At 45.8% G+C, this 15,669-nt stretch carries 19 protein-coding genes; 3 read left to right on the top strand and 16 right to left on the bottom strand.

Annotated elements, in window-relative coordinates:
- Nucleotides 1-5: 5 nt before the first annotated feature.
- A complete protein-coding gene (locus tag BLQ44_RS04800; RefSeq protein WP_093192616.1) occupies nt 6-2,135 on the bottom strand; it encodes a type IA DNA topoisomerase in 2,130 nt (709 codons plus the stop codon).
- Between the two features lie 119 nt (nt 2,136-2,254).
- Between BLQ44_RS04800 and BLQ44_RS04795 the strand changes: the two genes are divergently transcribed.
- Nucleotides 2,255-2,707: a DUF1801 domain-containing protein gene (locus BLQ44_RS04795; RefSeq protein WP_093192614.1), complete on the top strand. Its 453-nt coding sequence runs from the start codon at nt 2,255-2,257 to the stop codon at nt 2,705-2,707.
- A 34-nt stretch (nt 2,708-2,741) separates the two neighbouring features.
- On the opposite strand, the gene BLQ44_RS04790 is transcribed toward BLQ44_RS04795, so the two are convergent.
- The 3 genes from BLQ44_RS04790 to BLQ44_RS04780 all read right to left on the bottom strand — a co-directional run bounded on the left by BLQ44_RS04790 (nt 2,742) and on the right by BLQ44_RS04780 (nt 4,191).
- On the bottom strand, nt 2,742-3,449 hold the full coding sequence (locus BLQ44_RS04790; RefSeq protein WP_093192612.1) for a metallophosphoesterase family protein: 708 nt from the start codon (nt 3,447-3,449) through the stop codon (nt 2,742-2,744).
- A gap of 104 nt (nt 3,450-3,553) precedes the next feature.
- Nucleotides 3,554-3,799 carry a hypothetical protein gene (locus BLQ44_RS04785; RefSeq protein ID WP_093192610.1) on the bottom strand — a complete coding sequence of 82 codons (246 nt, stop codon included), beginning with the start codon at nt 3,797-3,799 and terminating at the stop codon, nt 3,554-3,556.
- Nucleotides 3,800-3,852: 53 nt separating this feature from the next.
- On the bottom strand, nt 3,853-4,191 hold the full coding sequence (locus BLQ44_RS04780; protein ID WP_093192608.1) for a winged helix-turn-helix transcriptional regulator: 339 nt from the start codon (nt 4,189-4,191) through the stop codon (nt 3,853-3,855).
- Nucleotides 4,192-4,313: 122 nt separating this feature from the next.
- Between BLQ44_RS04780 and BLQ44_RS04775 the strand changes: the two genes are divergently transcribed.
- The gene (locus BLQ44_RS04775) at nt 4,314-5,366 is read left to right on the top strand and encodes an LLM class flavin-dependent oxidoreductase (protein ID WP_407690363.1); all 1,053 of its coding nucleotides are present in this window, start codon (nt 4,314-4,316) and stop codon (nt 5,364-5,366) included.
- Between the two features lie 12 nt (nt 5,367-5,378).
- A complete protein-coding gene (locus tag BLQ44_RS04770) occupies nt 5,379-5,945 on the top strand; it encodes an NADPH-dependent FMN reductase (protein WP_093192604.1) in 567 nt (188 codons plus the stop codon).
- A 71-nt stretch (nt 5,946-6,016) separates the two neighbouring features.
- Here the strand turns inward: BLQ44_RS04770 and BLQ44_RS04765 are convergent, their stop codons facing one another.
- From BLQ44_RS04765 to BLQ44_RS04705, 12 genes are all read right to left on the bottom strand, one after another.
- Entirely contained in the window at nt 6,017-6,676 is a 660-nt protein-coding gene (locus BLQ44_RS04765; protein WP_093192602.1) for a hypothetical protein, read from the bottom strand.
- Between the two features lie 90 nt (nt 6,677-6,766).
- Complete coding sequence (locus BLQ44_RS04760) at nt 6,767-7,222, bottom strand: hypothetical protein (protein ID WP_093192600.1); 456 nt, start codon at nt 7,220-7,222, stop codon at nt 6,767-6,769.
- Nucleotides 7,219-7,419 (bottom strand): helix-turn-helix transcriptional regulator, encoded by a 201-nt coding sequence (locus tag BLQ44_RS04755; RefSeq protein WP_093192598.1) that lies wholly within the window; start codon nt 7,417-7,419, stop codon nt 7,219-7,221. The genes BLQ44_RS04760 and BLQ44_RS04755 overlap by 4 nt, the downstream gene beginning before the upstream one ends.
- 125 nt (nt 7,420-7,544) lie before the next feature.
- On the bottom strand, nt 7,545-10,397 hold the full coding sequence (locus BLQ44_RS04750) for a UPF0182 family membrane protein (protein WP_093192596.1): 2,853 nt from the start codon (nt 10,395-10,397) through the stop codon (nt 7,545-7,547).
- Between the two features lie 54 nt (nt 10,398-10,451).
- Nucleotides 10,452-11,522, bottom strand: a complete 1,071-nt coding sequence (locus BLQ44_RS04745) for a nitric oxide synthase oxygenase (protein WP_176757429.1) — start codon at nt 11,520-11,522, stop codon at nt 10,452-10,454.
- A gap of 136 nt (nt 11,523-11,658) precedes the next feature.
- Nucleotides 11,659-12,210: a class I SAM-dependent methyltransferase gene (locus BLQ44_RS04740; protein ID WP_245688095.1), complete on the bottom strand. Its 552-nt coding sequence runs from the start codon at nt 12,208-12,210 to the stop codon at nt 11,659-11,661.
- A gap of 49 nt (nt 12,211-12,259) precedes the next feature.
- Nucleotides 12,260-12,505: a hypothetical protein gene (locus tag BLQ44_RS04735; protein WP_093192592.1), complete on the bottom strand. Its 246-nt coding sequence runs from the start codon at nt 12,503-12,505 to the stop codon at nt 12,260-12,262.
- A 62-nt stretch (nt 12,506-12,567) separates the two neighbouring features.
- Nucleotides 12,568-12,954: a hypothetical protein gene (locus BLQ44_RS04730; protein WP_093192590.1), complete on the bottom strand. Its 387-nt coding sequence runs from the start codon at nt 12,952-12,954 to the stop codon at nt 12,568-12,570.
- A 33-nt stretch (nt 12,955-12,987) separates the two neighbouring features.
- Nucleotides 12,988-13,146: a hypothetical protein gene (locus BLQ44_RS16490; RefSeq protein ID WP_176757428.1), complete on the bottom strand. Its 159-nt coding sequence runs from the start codon at nt 13,144-13,146 to the stop codon at nt 12,988-12,990.
- A gap of 18 nt (nt 13,147-13,164) precedes the next feature.
- Entirely contained in the window at nt 13,165-13,323 is a 159-nt protein-coding gene (locus tag BLQ44_RS16485; RefSeq protein WP_176757427.1) for a hypothetical protein, read from the bottom strand.
- Nucleotides 13,324-14,022: 699 nt separating this feature from the next.
- Entirely contained in the window at nt 14,023-14,466 is a 444-nt protein-coding gene (locus BLQ44_RS04715; RefSeq protein ID WP_093192584.1) for a GNAT family N-acetyltransferase, read from the bottom strand.
- 431 nt (nt 14,467-14,897) lie between these two features.
- Nucleotides 14,898-15,662 (bottom strand): kanamycin nucleotidyltransferase C-terminal domain-containing protein, encoded by a 765-nt coding sequence (locus tag BLQ44_RS04705; RefSeq protein ID WP_093192580.1) that lies wholly within the window; start codon nt 15,660-15,662, stop codon nt 14,898-14,900.
- Between the last annotated feature and the right edge of the window lie 7 nt (nt 15,663-15,669).

The raw sequence follows: 15,669 nt of genomic DNA, 5'->3' as shown, positions 1-15,669 counted from the left end.
CTTCTTCATTTTTGTGCAAAATCGAATTTGATGCTGCAATCTTCATCAAGCTTTAACGCCGTACTGAACGACTTCTTATTCTTACTCTTGAACCCTTTCAACACTCTCGTCTGCTTCTTCTCACAGAGCGTTTTGATCATATTCGGCGTCAGCGACTTGCCGGCCAGCCGCTTCGGAAACGTGACTTTGCACCCCTCTTTATATCCGGAACATGCGTAAAACTTATAGCGGTCGATGATGGATCCGTTCTTACAGGAAGGACAGGTGACGATCGGTTCGTTCCACTTCTTTTTCTTCTCTCCTGTATCGCGGATCTGCACCTTTTCCACAGAGGCGGGAGCTTCCTGGATCAGCTTCTCGATGAATTTGCCTGTGTTATCGATGAATGTCTGTTTCGATCCTTCCCCTTCTCCAATTTTCCTAAGGTACGCTTCCCATTTGGCGGTCATGGACGGACTCGAGAGAAGTGTCCCATCAATCGTTTCACATAGCATAATTCCTTTGTCGGTGATGGAAACGGCATTCTTCTTGACGGTGATGTAGTTCTGCTTCTTGATCGTCTCGATGATACCGGAGCGAGTGGCTTCCGTGCCGAGTCCTTCCACTTCTTTCAGGATTTCCACATCTTCCTCATCCTCCACCGTTTTCCCGGCGGTTTTCATCATTGTGATGAGTTGTCCTTCCGTGTATGGCTTCGGCGGTTGCGTCATGCTTTCCTTGATATGAACGTTCGCTTCTGGGCGCTCCCCTTCCTGCACTTCCGGAAGCAGTTCTTCTTTTTTCTTCTTCGGCTGTGGGAACAATTCTTTCCACCCAAGGTCAACTTCTCTTTTACCTTTCGAGAAAAATGGCAACTCGTGTACATCTGTCTGAATCACCGTTTCTTCATACACGTAATCCTTATGGAACATCGCAAGCGTCGTCGCTAACACTTCGTTGTAGATATTGCGCTCCTCGCGGCTGAGACCTTCGAGCTTCTTCGCCGTGGGAATCGTTTTGGTCGGAATGATCGCATAGTGCTCTTCCACCTTGGAACCATTGACGTAGCGCTTATTCGGTTTCAAGGATACAGGAGAAAAGTTGCTGCCGAGCGTCCGCTGGTAATCATCCACTTTTTTAACCAGGTAAGAGAATTCGCTATTCGTAATGAAGTTGCAGTCCGTTCGCGGGTAAGAGAGAAGCTTTTTCTCATACAGCTGCTGGGCGATCTTCAATACTTTCGCCGGTGGATACTTCCACATACGGTTCGCCACACTCTGGAGCGTCGACAGGGAATGGAGTTTTGGAGACTTGATCCGCTTCGTTTTCTTGTCCACGTTCTCGATGGTGCCTTCATAGGGTTCCTGTTCCTTCAGGCGATGCTTGTCCATCAAGGCTTGTACTTTCGCTTTATCTTTCTCTTTGATCTTCGCAAGACCTTTGTACTTCCCTTTTTCCGCTTGGAATTCACCTTCTATCTGGTAAAAGGGTTCAGAAACGAAATTCTCGATCTCTTTGTGTCGCTGATAGATAAGATACACCGTCGGCGACTGCACACGACCTATCGACAGATGACCTCCGTACCCTTTCTTCTGAAGATGTAACGAGAACAGACGACTCGCGTTCATCCCTACGAGCCAGTCGCTGATCTGACGCGCTTTCGCTTCTTCGAACATGCGCAGATCCTTCTCGTTATTCTGCAGACGCTCGAACCCTTTCCGCACTTCGTCTTTTTCAAGCGAGTTGATCCACAGACGCTTCACCGGCTTCTTCACACCAGTAAGTCGCAGAATACTATAGAAGATATTCGAGCCTTCGCGGTCGACGTCTGCCGCATTCACGATCATATCGGCCTGTTTGAACAGCTGCTTCACCGCCTGGAACTGCTCCCACTTCCCCTTCGACACTTTCTCCTGAAAACGGTCCGGCACCATCGGCAGCTGATCGAGCTTCCACTTCTTCCATTCTTTTTTATAATCGTGAGGCTCTTTCAGTTCGACCAGATGACCGACACCCCAGGTAATCGTCGCTCCATCAGAAAAAATAGAATCCGGCTTCAGCTGTATATATGTATTCGTCTTATTCTGCACTTGGAAGGCGTCTGCGTATGCTTTCGCCTGGGATGGCTTTTCCGCCAGGATGACCACGTTTGTCATTCTTCGGTCACGTCCTTTCTTTTGTTAAACATATCGTTTTTTTATGGAAAAATCAAGAACATACGTTTGCAGATTAATAATCATAGATAAGCTATAATAGAGAAAAAGGAGGCGATCGGATGAAAGTGGAAGCTGGTACCATTGAAGAATTGTTTGAAGCATCAGGGAAGTTTGAAGAAGGTATGCGTACGTTGGATACATGGATCATGGATACTGTACCGAATGCAAAACGCCAGTTGTTTGCTGGCTCCAGCATTACCATGATGGGATATGGGGAGATGGATTGGCAGGATAATCAGGGGGAAGGTGTGTGGCCGGTAATCGGTGTCGCCCCGCAAAAGACGAATATCAGCGTCTATGTAGCGGCAGAAAAGAACGGAAGGCCTCTACCTTCTATCTACACAAAAGAAGTGCTCGGGGGAGGGAATAACGGCAAGCATTGCATCCGGATCCGCAATTTTAAAAAAGTGGATGAGATGAAAATGAAGGAAGCCATCCAAGATGCTTTTTCCTGGGCCGATCACGAGCGGAACCGTTTCGGCAGAAGGTGCGCGTCGCCTGAGGAGTCGTAAATGTATGCCAGGGGTGAGCCCTGGCATTTTTATTTCAGAGTTTTCCTGTGCGATATACGTTTGCAACCAGGTCCGCTTGCGGATAATCATGGTCGTAAAGTTTTTGGACTGCCTGATCAATGTCGTAAGAAACCTTTCTGATTTCCGGTCCCTCTTCATTCACTATTAAATATGAAGCTCTTGGGTCCTCATCAAATGGCAATCCGACGCTTCCGAGATTAGCAACTGTTTTTCCGTCAATATGACGCACATAAGGGGTGTGGATGTGACCGTAAAGATAGATGTCAGCCTCTTCTTTTTCCATAATGGCTTTTCGCAAGTCTTCATCGGACGAATCAGGTTTCACCACTTCAAAGAGGCTATCCGGTGTTGCGTGAAATCCGTACACCTTCTTATCTCCTATGGATTCTGTGACCTGTTCAGGTAATTCTCTAAGATAAGACATGTCATCGTCCGTCAACTGAGCACATGTCCACTCCTGTTCTTCTCGCATCATCTTTATGACTTTTTCCGGTACTTCGCCGATGCGAATCCCGCGTGTCACCCAGGCATCCGCATTGCCTTTGATGACTGGTGCATCCAGTTTTCGGATAAGGTCCAACGATTTTTTAGGTTCCGGCCCGCGAAAACAGAGATCGCCGAGGACGACTATTTGGTCGATGTTTTGTTGTTTGATGTCTTCCAGTACTGCTTCTAGTGCTGTTGCGTTTCCATGAATGTCTGAGATATAAGCGATGCTCATAGATGACTCCTTTCTTTGTATCAACTAACCGATTATTTCCCCTGATTTTCAAGGAAGAAACCTTTTCCTCTGATTACTTTTATGAGTAGGGTCCGGTTATGTGGTCACTCCATGATCATCCCTGCACATGAGACGAGCAGAAGTACTCCACCCATCGACCCCACAAAGAATCCGTATATTTTCGATCCCTCTTTTATAAAAGACATGCCATTATCTATGGTTACAATCCCTAGCAGCAACAGAGGAAAGAATAAGCCTGTATGCACAATTCTCATACCCAGTAATTCCGTTACACCGACAACTGCCAAGTACCCCAATATCAGGCCCATAATTATGTTTTTAATCCCCAAGGTATCACCTCTTTTCAAGAAATCATCAAAAGTCGATCATCATAACTGATAATCTAAGCTTTCTCCTTCTTAAATTGAGCATGCTTCTGCCCCCACTCATGCATCGCCTCCAAAATCGGTTGAAGCTCACGACCATATTCCGTGATCGAATACTCCACTTTCGGCGGCACCTCGGGGTAAACTTCACGAGCGACAATTCCTTCCGCTTCCAATTCCCTCAACTGCTTCGTAAGCATCTTCTGCGTAATCTCCGGAATCTCACGCTTCAATTCGCTGAAACGTTGCGTTCCTTCTTTCAACAAATGAAGCAAAATGATCGGCTTCCACTTCCCTACCAGGATGCCAAGTGCTTCCTGTACCTGACACTGATCCGGTTTCATATGTTCGTTCATCGTTATTCCTCCCCATAGGTATCATTGATGATACTACCTATCCTGAAAGTGCGTACTTCCCATCAGTTCTATTATCGTACATAATAACATTAGACTCCTGAAAAGAGAAAGGTGAGTTTTTGATGAAATATGGATTGGACCAATCGAATGGACTAGAATTCGGACTATACACCCTCGGCGACCATTTGCCGAACCCATCGACTGGTGAGCGGATTCCAGCCTCCCAGCGATTGAACGAAATAATCGAACTATCCCAACTTGCCGAACAGGCAGGCATCGACTTTTTCAGTGTCGGCGAAAGCCATCAGGACTACTTCACGACGCAGGCACACTCTGTCGTGCTCGGTGCCATCGCTCAGGCAACGGAAAAAATAAAAATAGCAAGCTCCTCTACCATCATCAGTACGCTCGATCCCGTGCGCGTCTTCGAAGATTTCGCAACAATCGACCTGATCTCGGGTGGGCGTACGGAACTGATTGCAGGCAGAGCTTCACGTACCCGGAACTTCGAACTTCTCGGCTATAGCCTCCGGGATTACGAAGATCTTTATGAGGAAAAATTCGACCTTCTGCGTCAAATCAATGAACATGAAGTGCTCAACTGGAGCGGGAACTTCCGCGCTCCACTCAGAGACGCTCACATTCTACCAAGACCGATGAACGGAGAACTTCCGATTTGGCGTGCTGTGGGTGGACATCCGGCGAGTGCTATGAAAGCAGGTTACGCAGGCGTTCCGATGTTCTTCGCAGCTCTTGGTGGTCCTGTTTCCACGTTCAAGAATACGGTAGACACCTTCCGTCAGGCTGCCAGCCAGGGAGGCCACGATCCGGACGAATTGCCGGTATCCATGGCAGGTTTCTTCTACCCAGGGGAAACGACGCAGGAAGCATTGCGCGAATCGTATCCATTTTTCAACGAAGGCATGAAGAAAACGAACGGTCACGGCTTTTCCAAGCAGATGTTCGCCCAAGGTGCCGACTCGAGAAGCGTCATGAACGTCGGAAGCCCGCAACAGATCATCGAGAAGATTCTTTACCAGCATGAAACGTTCGGTCACCAGCGTTACATTGCACAAATGGACTTCGGCGGTGTCCCTTTTGAAAAACTGAAGAAAAACATCGACCTGATCGGGGAAAAGATTCTTCCAGAAGTTAAGAAGCATACGAAGAAGTAAGGAGGATTTCGGATGAACATTGTAGGTCTGGCCGGCTCCAAAGTCGGCTCGAAAACGAGAACAGCGATGAACTATGTGAAACAATCCGTGGAACGTCAGTATCCGGAGCACACGTTTACTTTGATCGATCTCGGCGATTACGACATCGAGTTCAGTGACGGACGGAACTATCTGGACTATAAAGGGGACACCGGTTACGTCGCGCAGACGATCATGGAAGCGGACGCTGTCATCATCGGCACCCCGATTTTCCAGGCATCCATCCCGGCGACACTTAAGAATATCTTTGACCTTCTTCCTCAGGATGGGCTGGAAGGGAAAATCGTCAGTATGTACGCGACAGCCGGCTCCGATAAACATTTTCTTATTCCGGAGCAGCAGCTGAAGCCGATTCTCGGGTATATGAAAGCACAAGTCGTTCAGACGTATGTATTCCTGAATGACAAAGATTTTCTCAATAAAGAAATCATTAATGACGATGTGTTCTTCCGTCTTGATCGTCTCGTCGAAGATACGATGGTGCTGACAGATACGTATCAGAAAATCAAAGAAGCAGAAGAAGCGAAATACGATTTTTGATTATGGAAAAGGACCGGTCACCAAGGCCGGTCCTTTTTTGTCGTAACTAACCTAAGCATATCTTTATTGCTTCACAAGATACGTTCGTTTCCATCGTTAATCAACTTAAGATGAACTTCAAAAGACGTCCCGTTTTCTACATAATCACCCTCAGCCATATCCGATACATCGATGGGCTTGTCCACCTCGATCATTCTTTCCTGATTCGCTCCTATAGTAATAGAATACGGTCCTCCTATATTCATGAGGGACTCCACTCGCATATCCATGTCAGCAAAAGAAGAGTCTAAAAACTTCAATTCGAATGTTACGGGGTCGTTACTTCTGTTATGTAAAAAAAGTTCACAATGTCCATTCACCACATCTTCACTTCTCTTTTCAAACTCGCACAACCCATTGTCCTTCAAGGATACGGCTCCTATTCCCGAAGCGAAGGTCTCCTGGTGGACCTTAATAAGTACAGGTGGCAAAGCAGTGTATAGCAAAATGAGCAAAATCACTGCCCGGAACCGATACTTCTTCATCCCGGCCGCAAGTAAAATTAAACCGGTGACGAAAAGAACCGCTCCGATGATCCCACGTATGATATAGCCTTCTTCATTCATTATAGGAAAAGACCAAAGGGCACTACGTACGCCCACCATGGGGTTATCAGGGTATGGAAAGAATAACACCATACATAAGCACATTATCAGCAGAGAACTTATTATCGCTTTTCTGCTCTTGATCAACTTATCTCCCCCTTTCGTTCATACAGAACTGGGAACCATGCCATCCCCTTCATCCAGAATGTACGAACTCGATCGGTCAGAAGATTCGGTTCAGAGCAATTCTCTGTTCTTTTTATACGATCGCTTCAATGAAATAAACGTCGAGACGAACATGACCACGCTTGTGATGATAGCAATTCCGGCAAGATCGATCCATGCTTCTGCGGTGGTAGGTATGTCCACCAGCAGGAGATAGAACCCGCTGAAAATACCCAGGAACGTGACCGATCGCATCAAGGTCACTCTCACTTCCTTCCTGTAACTCTTCTCCGAAGTCATATCCGGGTACTCGATCCCTGCGAACATATACCTGGTACTGACGTAGAAAATGAACACCATCATACCGAGCAACACTATAACGTCCGGACCAAGTCCGAAATAATCGTTCGTCAAGAAAAGCACAAGCATCGCAATGAACAGCAGTACGCCGCCTTCTGCGTAGAAATGTAACATCTTCAACCGTTTGTACTCGTCATTCGATAATAAAAAAGACATCCATGACTTCATTCCGCTTCCTCCTCCCAGAATAAATCGTCGAGCGTAGCATCCAGCTCTTTCGCAATGGCGATGCACAGCTTAAGACTCGGGTTGTACTGTCCCTTCTCGATCAGACCGATCGTCTGTCTAGCTACACCGACCTTGCGTGCCAAATGCTGTTGGGTGATGGACAGCTTCATTCGTGTAATCTTGACGTTGTTCTTCACAGCTCACCCTCCCGATGTAATATATAAATGACTTATGTTAATTATATATTACATTATTGTCTTCGAAAAAACAATTCATTTATAAAAAAAGCCGCTCCCTGTGACAAGGAACGGCTTTCTCAAATCTATTCTTCTGTAGATTCTTCTGTAGTACCTTCTTCTCCGGAAGCACCCGCTTCGCCTTCAGCGTCCGGATTCTCTCCGTTCGGCTGTGGCTGCTGGGCTCCCTGGAGAGTCTGGGAATCCTGAAGCGTCGTCTGGATTTCTTCCATAATACGACCTGCTTCTTCGTAATTTCCTTCAGACATCTGCTGCTGGTACTGGTCAAACAAATCGGACAGCTCCTGCAACACTTCGTTCGATTCGATCGATGGCTGTTGCGGCGTGTCTCCCTGCTGTTCACTATCTCCACCGTCTTCCGGTGCTTCCGCTTCCGGATCGACGCGGGATAGCAGCACTTCAAGGGCCTCATCGAACGTCGGCTCCATCACGATCTGGTTCTGATAAGCAAGAATGACCTGCTTCACTTCAGGAAGCGACGTCTCGTTGGAAGACTCGATATAAATCGGCTCCGCATACAGTACGGTATCTTCAATCGGCAGAACAAGCAGGTTCCCACGGATAACTTCGGATCCACCTTGAGACCACAGGTTCAGCTGTTGGGAAATGTTGCTGTCCTGGTTAATGCGGTTCTCGATCTGCTGCGGTCCATAGATGTTTTCCTGTTTCGGAAATTCATAGACCATCATCTCTCCGTAATTGTCCCCGTCGTTACGGACACCCATCCAGGCGATCATGTTCTGACGGTTTCTCGGAGTGAACGGCGTCATGAGGATGAATTCCTCTTCTTCCGCTTCCGGCAGACGCATCGTTATATAATACGGCTCCATCGCGATATCCTCATTGAAGTACTTCTCGGTAGGAATCTCCCAATAGTCCTCACGATTATAGAATACTTCGAGGTTCGTCATATGGTACGTCTGATACATTTGTGCCTGTACTTTGAACAGGTCGATCGGATAACGGAAGTGATTCCTCACATCCTCCGGAATCTCTGTCGTAAACAGATCAGGGAAAATCTGCTGGTATGTCTGCAGTAGCGGTTCTTCCGGATTCACCGCGTAGAAGTCCATTTCTCCGGTATAAGCATCCACGGTCACTTTCACCGAGTTCCGGATATAGCTATTGTCGCCGGAATACGGTTCGGAATATGGATAATTCTCTTCTGTTACATAAGCGTCGATCATCCACGCCATCGTTCCGTCGTCGCGGACGAAAATGTATGGATCTTCGTCATAGCTCAGGAATGGAGCGACTCTTTCTACACGATCCATGATATTTCTTGTCTGTAGAAGCTGAGAATCCCCGGTCACCTGATCGGAGACGAACATACGGAACGATCCTTCATTGATCGCAAATAGAGCCCGGTTGATTCCTGATAGAGGTACGCCGGAATCTGCTTCGAAGGTGTTCGACATATTCTCGTCGCCGGCGGGATAATCGAATTCTTCGACTCCACTGTTCACGATGACGGAATCGTACTCTTCTTCCCCGAAATACACCTGAGGACGCGTGATCTCGAGATCCCCTTCAGGAGGAAGGTTTTCTACCATGTATTCCGGCTGTCCCTGCGGAGTGATTTCATTGACATTACTCATCGCGATTCCGTACCCGTGCGTATAGCGAAGGTTCTGGTTCACCCACGTTTGTGCCTGAGACGGTAAGTCGGATGTGTTCAATTCACGAGCGCCGAGGAAAACCTGTTCATATTCCCCGTCGATATTGTAACGGTCGATATCGATATCATTGAACTCATAGTACGTACGGAACGTCTGGAGCTGATTATAGACATCGAGGATCGGACGGGCGTCATTGATACGGACGTTATTGATCGTATCCTGGTTCCGCTCCACCATCGCCTGGTCGAGGGTGTCCGCGCCCGGGTGCTGTTCCTCGGTCATATTATCCAAATCATAAGCGGTCCTTGTCATGGATAGGTTCTCTTCCAGGTAAGGACTTTCTCTTGAAAATTCATTCGGTGATACAACGAAGTTCTGAACGATCATCGATGCACCCTGAGCCAGAATACCGACAGCGATATATAGCACGATTGGCGCAATCATCCCTTTCCAATTGCCACGGAACAAGGAGATGACGATCCAAATGGTTCCAAGCAGGGCAATCCCCGCCATGACGTAGGATGCCGGGTTATTCACGACATCATCCGTATAGCTGAGTCCATGTACCACACTCTCCTGGATCGCATTCACCTGATTGGTGAGCAGTGAATGGAACGGTTCAAGTACGTGCTGTACGGCAAGCAATACCCCGATCACAGCAAGCGTGATACCCATATGCATCTGTGCTTTGCGGCTCATCCGGTACATGTTGTAAACGGAATAGAACCCGATCTCCACTAGGAAGAAAAAGATGGCGAGTCCTAGCACAATGGAAAGGACGAACTCAATGAACGGCAGGACGAACATATAGAATGACACGTCCCGGTCGAAGTGCGGGTCACTGACTCCGAACGTCTCGTAGTTGAGGAACTTGAGCCATGGCTCCCAGCCCACTCCCTGTACGAGCACACTTCCGAGCAGCCCGACGATAAGCGCAACAACAAGCACCATCAATCGACTCTGTTTCTTACTATTGATGAATCCCGGAAGTTGCCCGGCGGAAAAATGCCCGACATACACGTTCCGGATCCAACTGAAGGTGATATAAGTAAAAATCGCAAATACGAGGAATCCGACCACCCCGAGCGTCAGTTTGCTCGTCAGAATGGTCATGTAGGATTCCTGATACCCCACGGTTCCCATCCATATATAGTCGGTGATCCAATTGAATGATATAAGTACGAGAAATGCGACAATGATCAAGAACGTGAAGAACTTCCCGAACCAACCGCCGAACTTATTCAGTTTCTGTTTTTGACCAGCGGAGAGACCGCTCGTCTTCTTCGGTTTGATATCCAATAACAACTCCTCCTCTCTTCTACTCTGTTTCTACGATTTACGACACGAAAAGTTTCAGGAATAAGCCGCTTCCTGGTAAAAATAATTCGGTGAATCCATCCGGTCCTCATAACTTTGATGAAAAATCGGTGTCGTCGCTGGAGACACGGGCGGGTTCAGCCACGACCAGTCTCCTGTCACCTGACGAGCATACTTGCACTCATTTTTCTGGAAAACCTGGAACTGCTGCGCAGCCGTATGATGATCCACGAGCGATACTCCATCTTCCTGAAAGGAATAAAGCACCGCCTGGTTCAACTCTATGAGCGCCCGGTCCTTCCATAACGAAGAATTCCGATTCGTATCGATTCCCATCTTTTCAGCGACGACCGGCAGCAAGTCATACCGGAAATCATCCGCCAAGTTCCTCGCTCCGATCTCCGTTTCCATGTACCAGCCATTGAACGGCGCACACGTGTAGTCGATACCACCTATCTCGAGACGCATGTCGGAAATGATCGGAACTGCGTACCAGCGAAGACCGAGCTCCCGGAACCAGTCATAATCAGGATGCCTCAGCTCCACTTCCTGGATGGCGTCTTTCGGAACGTCATACCAGACAGGACCACGGTCATCGATATGAAAGATATGCGGCAGAATATCAAAAGATGTCCCTTCACCTCTCCAGCCAAGCTCCATCGCCCGTTTCGTCAGTTCCACCGAAGCGGGATCGCCGATAATTCCATTCTCTGTCTCGTAACCGGCATAACGGAGCAGCTGATGATTCCAGATTCTGATTTCGCCTTCCTCCGTTTTCGGTTTGAAAATAGAAATCGTCGACTGGATCTTCCCTCCGTTGGTCGCTTCCCGAATATGATTGGTCAGAGCTCCGGCCACTTCTTCTTCCGTTTCCATATGGCGACAGTCTTTCACTTCGAGCCGGTTCCAGAACAAACGGCCGATGCAGCGGTTACTGTTGCGCCACGCCATCTTCGCTCCGTGTTCCAGTTCTTCATACGTGTGTGTATAAAGTCCCGTTTCTTCTATTTCCTTTTCCACTTCGTCTATCCGTTTACGGAGGTCAGATTCAGACTTCTGCAACTCCTGATAACATTGGGTCAAAAACTCTTTTGCCTGTTCGATCATGATAACCCTCTCTTTCCTCTTCATCTTACCACATGTAAGCGGTTAGAGGGGTGACAAAGGTATGACTCCTTCTGTCAAAAACAGGTCAAAAAAAGTCAGGGCTCGTCCCCCGATCTTTTCCTAATGATCATGCTTTCTATGATTTTTTCAAAATATACATGTGATAACGAGCGCTGAATTCCGTATAGTCCGTATAACGATCAGCTAGCACGGTCCATGGGATGTCCATTTCATCGAAGATCCCTTTCAGAACAGCCTCCCGCTTCATCCCTTCGATCATGAAGATCGCAAGCACTCCGCCATTTTTCAGCTCTGAAGCAATTCTCCGGACCAGTGCCGTTTCCTTCTCCTCGTCCTTCTTATAAAAATGGAGCATCGAATCAAGCAGAACGATATCGTACTTCGTTTCCACCGGACATGTATAGATGTCCTCGACTACGCCTGTCACTTCCAGATTCTCCTCACGCGCCGCTCGATTCATCTGTTCGATTCCGACACTAGAGACATCGATGCCCGTGACCTCGTACCCCAGCCTGCCTAAACTCAAGGAATCTCTTCCCTGCCCGCAACCTAAGTCAAGCACGTGGCCTTTCGGTTCGTACGCTTCAAAGAATTCCACGAGTCCGGGATAAGGGTCTCCGAAATAGTCAGTCTGCCGGTAATGGGTATCGTACGAAGATTTCTTCACAATCCTTCTCCCCTCTCTCTTAACCAGAAGTTCAAGTGCTGACGTTTGGTTATACATTAGCGTTATGTTCACGGTTTTCTTTGTCTCTTTCAATTGCACGATCAAGCTTATCTACATTGAACACCCACATAATATTCATCACAATAGAATAGATGGCAATGATTGATAACGTGTCTGGTATAGTCTCCATAACAGGATTACCTTGAAAAAATTGAATGGCTGAATACCCTGCAAAATAGAACAATGGCGTTATGATGTGAAACACAGTAAAAATCAGCTTCTTCGGATTCTTCACAGTTGCTCCCCCCTGTCAAACTTCACAGTCTTTTATTCGTCCTAACACGAAAGCAAGAATCACTATTCCAGTACCAGGCGTTCCTTATGGTCGGCCCATTGAACTTCTATTGTAATCATTCCGCTCTTCATCGCTATTCTGCAACTTCCGCAAACTGTCGTGACTTCGGCTCCTTTCCCTTCTAGCTTATCTGTCTTTTGAAGGTTTCCTTCTTGCCCTGTCTGGATGTGGTCGGATTCAATCGAATAAGTGATGTCCGTGCCTTTGATCTCTTCTTTTCCTGTGTAAATGATACGATATTCTCTGTAGTTGAACTTACCTTCTTTGTACCCTTCGTAGCTTGCACGCCAATGTTCTGACTCTCCTTCTAAGGAAGTCGAACCCATGCTTTGCCATATGTAAAATCCTATCGTGATAATCAATACAATAGCCAGCGTCCATCTGATCATATATTCCCCTTTCCCGAAACACTTATGGCACGGTCACTTTTCTTTTTCTGCTTTCTCAAGAAGAGAAATGATCCTTTTATTCTGTTCAACTTGTTTGTCACTATTGATCTTAATCAAACGTACCCACCTTATGAGAAAAGCTACTATGATAATGGGAAAGAACATCAGAAATGTCGACATCAGCAAATCCATGCAATCGTCCTCCTTAACTTAGCTTCTCTTTTCTACGAATAATAGGATGAAGGTTGCTATCGGCCCCAATACTAAAGAAAGCAGGAACCAGTCCAACCCTGTCCTGTTCTTTCCTTGAGCAAGCCCCGCATTGATGAGAGCCAACGTCCCCCATCCTACAAAATATTGATTATCCATCTTCATCCCTCTCCAAATAATATAGTATGAACAGTAATTCTATTCAGTATCTGCAAATATCTGGAACTGCAATTTAAGATAAGCAGTCATCCTCTTCATATAAAACCTTACCTATGTAAGCATTAAAAATAGAATGGTGAAGAAACAACCTGTGGACAAGCCCATAGTGACTCCTCCCCACATTTTGTTGCCTTCCTCGAAATAATCATCGTACCCCAATAAGAACCAGTAAACCAACATACCCAGCAACCAAATTAAATACGGCATCTCTATCAGGTTTAATATCACATCTAAAATAACAAAAGATATACTTAGGATAAGCATGAGAAACGACGATATCCTTAAGACCCTATTCACAGTTTAAGCCCTCCTTGTTACCCCAAAGATGATAGCTTCAATTTTACTGGATTTAAAATGTTACTCCTTAATGAATACTTTCTTTAAGGTGTAGAAAATCAGTAAAAAAATACCTATGTAACTTCCGAAATCGATAACCACGGACAGGAGGTTAAAATCGTTCATGAACACGTTGTAAGTAAAATCAAAAAAATGAAATATGATTTCAGTAATGATATAAGTCAACACCCCCGTGACACCACCTACGATTACCAGCCTCATAAAATCCTCCCTTTAATGCTCTTATTTTCTACTTCGAATATCATCCAGGCCACGGATTCTCCATCTAGACATTCCTTCATTTCACAACGGCAGAATCATTTTACTATCGACTTCGTTCTCTTCCACTTTACGGAATCCTGTTTTTTCATAGACTCGAATGGCCGCTTCATTCCTTTTGTCTACAGACAATCTCACCAAGAAAAGGTCAGCAGTATAATATTGCAGACCAAACTCCAACCCCTGTTGAACATATGTCACTCCTAAGCCCTGACCTATAAGATCAGGTCTGAGAGCCAAACCTATCTCCATCACAGTTCCCTGGATGTTGAATTCGAACAAACCGGCAGTTTCATTATTTAAAAATGCTACGAAACCATCACTGCCACCAGGTCCGGTCAGCTCCTGTGACTTCTCGAAGGACTCAATATATGGAGTCATGATCACTTCTTCCACGTAGCCTTCATAATTCCATGAAGAGATTTCTTTCACATACTCTATGGTTATAGGTCTGAATTCAAAACACATGCTGTCTTCACCTCTGACGTTTTTTAGTTTAATAATATGTTGCGAGACGGGTACGAGCCTTTAGTTTGTCATGAACTCAGAAAAAACCAATCCAAGTGACAAACCTAAAGGAACAGCTAACCCCCATATATCGATCTCCCAGTTCATTAGATAGTGGACAGCACTTAATGAAAGAAACCATCCAATGAATCTAACTATTCTTTCCTTTAATTGAGCCCACTTCAACTTTCTTGTTTTCGAAATCCCTACATATATTAAAAATACCACGTAGAAAACAAGGTACATCAGATACCCATTCATTAATAACGAAGCAGTCGTTTCTTTATTCATAGCAAAGAATATGAGCAAAGTCCCTATCCAGAAAATTGCGTGCACGATGGAATGGAACGAAAGTAATGTCTTCATTTTCCAACCCTTACCAATCCGTTTAGTTAAATGTATCTTAAGTGATCATCATTCAAATTCATACCAACCTCTTGCTGAATCCAATTATCAAACGTCATCCATAGATCGCTTACTGCATTTTGGATATCATCTATGTCTGTATTTAAAAACAAGCTTCTTACGTGCTGTTCATAATTTTCTGGTGTGTTTTCCAATGCGAAACTATCTTCAACCATAGTTTTATTGGACCTATACTTAACCCTGTTGGCTAAACCAACCGCTAATGCCGCCCAATAAGCTATATTAGCCACCTCTCGGGTCATCCCTATGTAGTTCATACGAGAAAGTGTATAGACCTTATAGACACGTTCATACATATCCGTTGTAGCTTCTAAGAATAGTTCCTCAAAGTCTGCATTTTGCTCAGCTGCCTTATTATTCGCTTTCAATTCCCCATAAACATTTCGTGAATCAAAGATCACTTCAGCAGTTTCCAAATTATCGCCACTTATGGACCATTCATAATCAATTCCTTTGGAAGCTTCTAATGCTTTGGAAACAGAATTATAGCTGATTCCTACGAACATTTTTTCATAAAAGAAGGCGTACCACCTATGATAGTTATAGTCTTTGTCCAAGAGTACTCTTAACTCCAAGTCGGATTCTGGTGCATCTAACCCTTTAGCTGTCGACCCTTCAATTGCTACAGCTATTAATGACTCTTTATATTTGTCTTTCAATTCTTTCAGTATTTCATTAGCAGCTTTCATCCTATCTTTGGTAGTAAATTTCTCTGGAGTCCATTTCACCATTTTAAGG

The organism is Salimicrobium halophilum, from assembly GCF_900100295.1.
GTDB classification, from domain to species: Bacteria; Bacillota; Bacilli; order Bacillales; family Halobacillaceae; genus Salimicrobium; species Salimicrobium halophilum.
The sequence above is the reverse complement of the archived record's forward strand: the minus strand, read 5'-3'. Positions and strand labels throughout refer to the sequence as shown.

Coding starts and splice junctions, on each gene's coding strand:
- BLQ44_RS04790 (WP_093192612.1), bottom strand. CDS start 3,449: ATGAGCATCGCTTATATCTCAGACATTCATGGAAACGCAACAGCACTA.
- BLQ44_RS04795 (WP_093192614.1), top strand. CDS start 2,255: ATGAAAGTGGAAGCTGGTACCATTGAAGAATTGTTTGAAGCATCAGGG.
- BLQ44_RS04745 (WP_176757429.1), bottom strand. CDS start 11,522: ATGATCGAACAGGCAAAAGAGTTTTTGACCCAATGTTATCAGGAGTTG.
- BLQ44_RS04780 (WP_093192608.1), bottom strand. CDS start 4,191: ATGAACGAACATATGAAACCGGATCAGTGTCAGGTACAGGAAGCACTT.
- BLQ44_RS04800 (WP_093192616.1), bottom strand. CDS start 2,135: ATGACAAACGTGGTCATCCTGGCGGAAAAGCCATCCCAGGCGAAAGCA.
- BLQ44_RS04775 (WP_407690363.1), top strand. CDS start 4,314: ATGAAATATGGATTGGACCAATCGAATGGACTAGAATTCGGACTATAC.
- BLQ44_RS04715 (WP_093192584.1), bottom strand. CDS start 14,466: ATGTGTTTTGAATTCAGACCTATAACCATAGAGTATGTGAAAGAAATC.
- BLQ44_RS04770 (WP_093192604.1), top strand. CDS start 5,379: ATGAACATTGTAGGTCTGGCCGGCTCCAAAGTCGGCTCGAAAACGAGA.
- BLQ44_RS04760 (WP_093192600.1), bottom strand. CDS start 7,222: ATGAAGTCATGGATGTCTTTTTTATTATCGAATGACGAGTACAAACGG.
- BLQ44_RS04705 (WP_093192580.1), bottom strand. CDS start 15,662: ATGGTGAAATGGACTCCAGAGAAATTTACTACCAAAGATAGGATGAAA.
- BLQ44_RS16485 (WP_176757427.1), bottom strand. CDS start 13,323: ATGGATAATCAATATTTTGTAGGATGGGGGACGTTGGCTCTCATCAAT.
- BLQ44_RS16490 (WP_176757428.1), bottom strand. CDS start 13,146: ATGGATTTGCTGATGTCGACATTTCTGATGTTCTTTCCCATTATCATA.
- BLQ44_RS04730 (WP_093192590.1), bottom strand. CDS start 12,954: ATGATCAGATGGACGCTGGCTATTGTATTGATTATCACGATAGGATTT.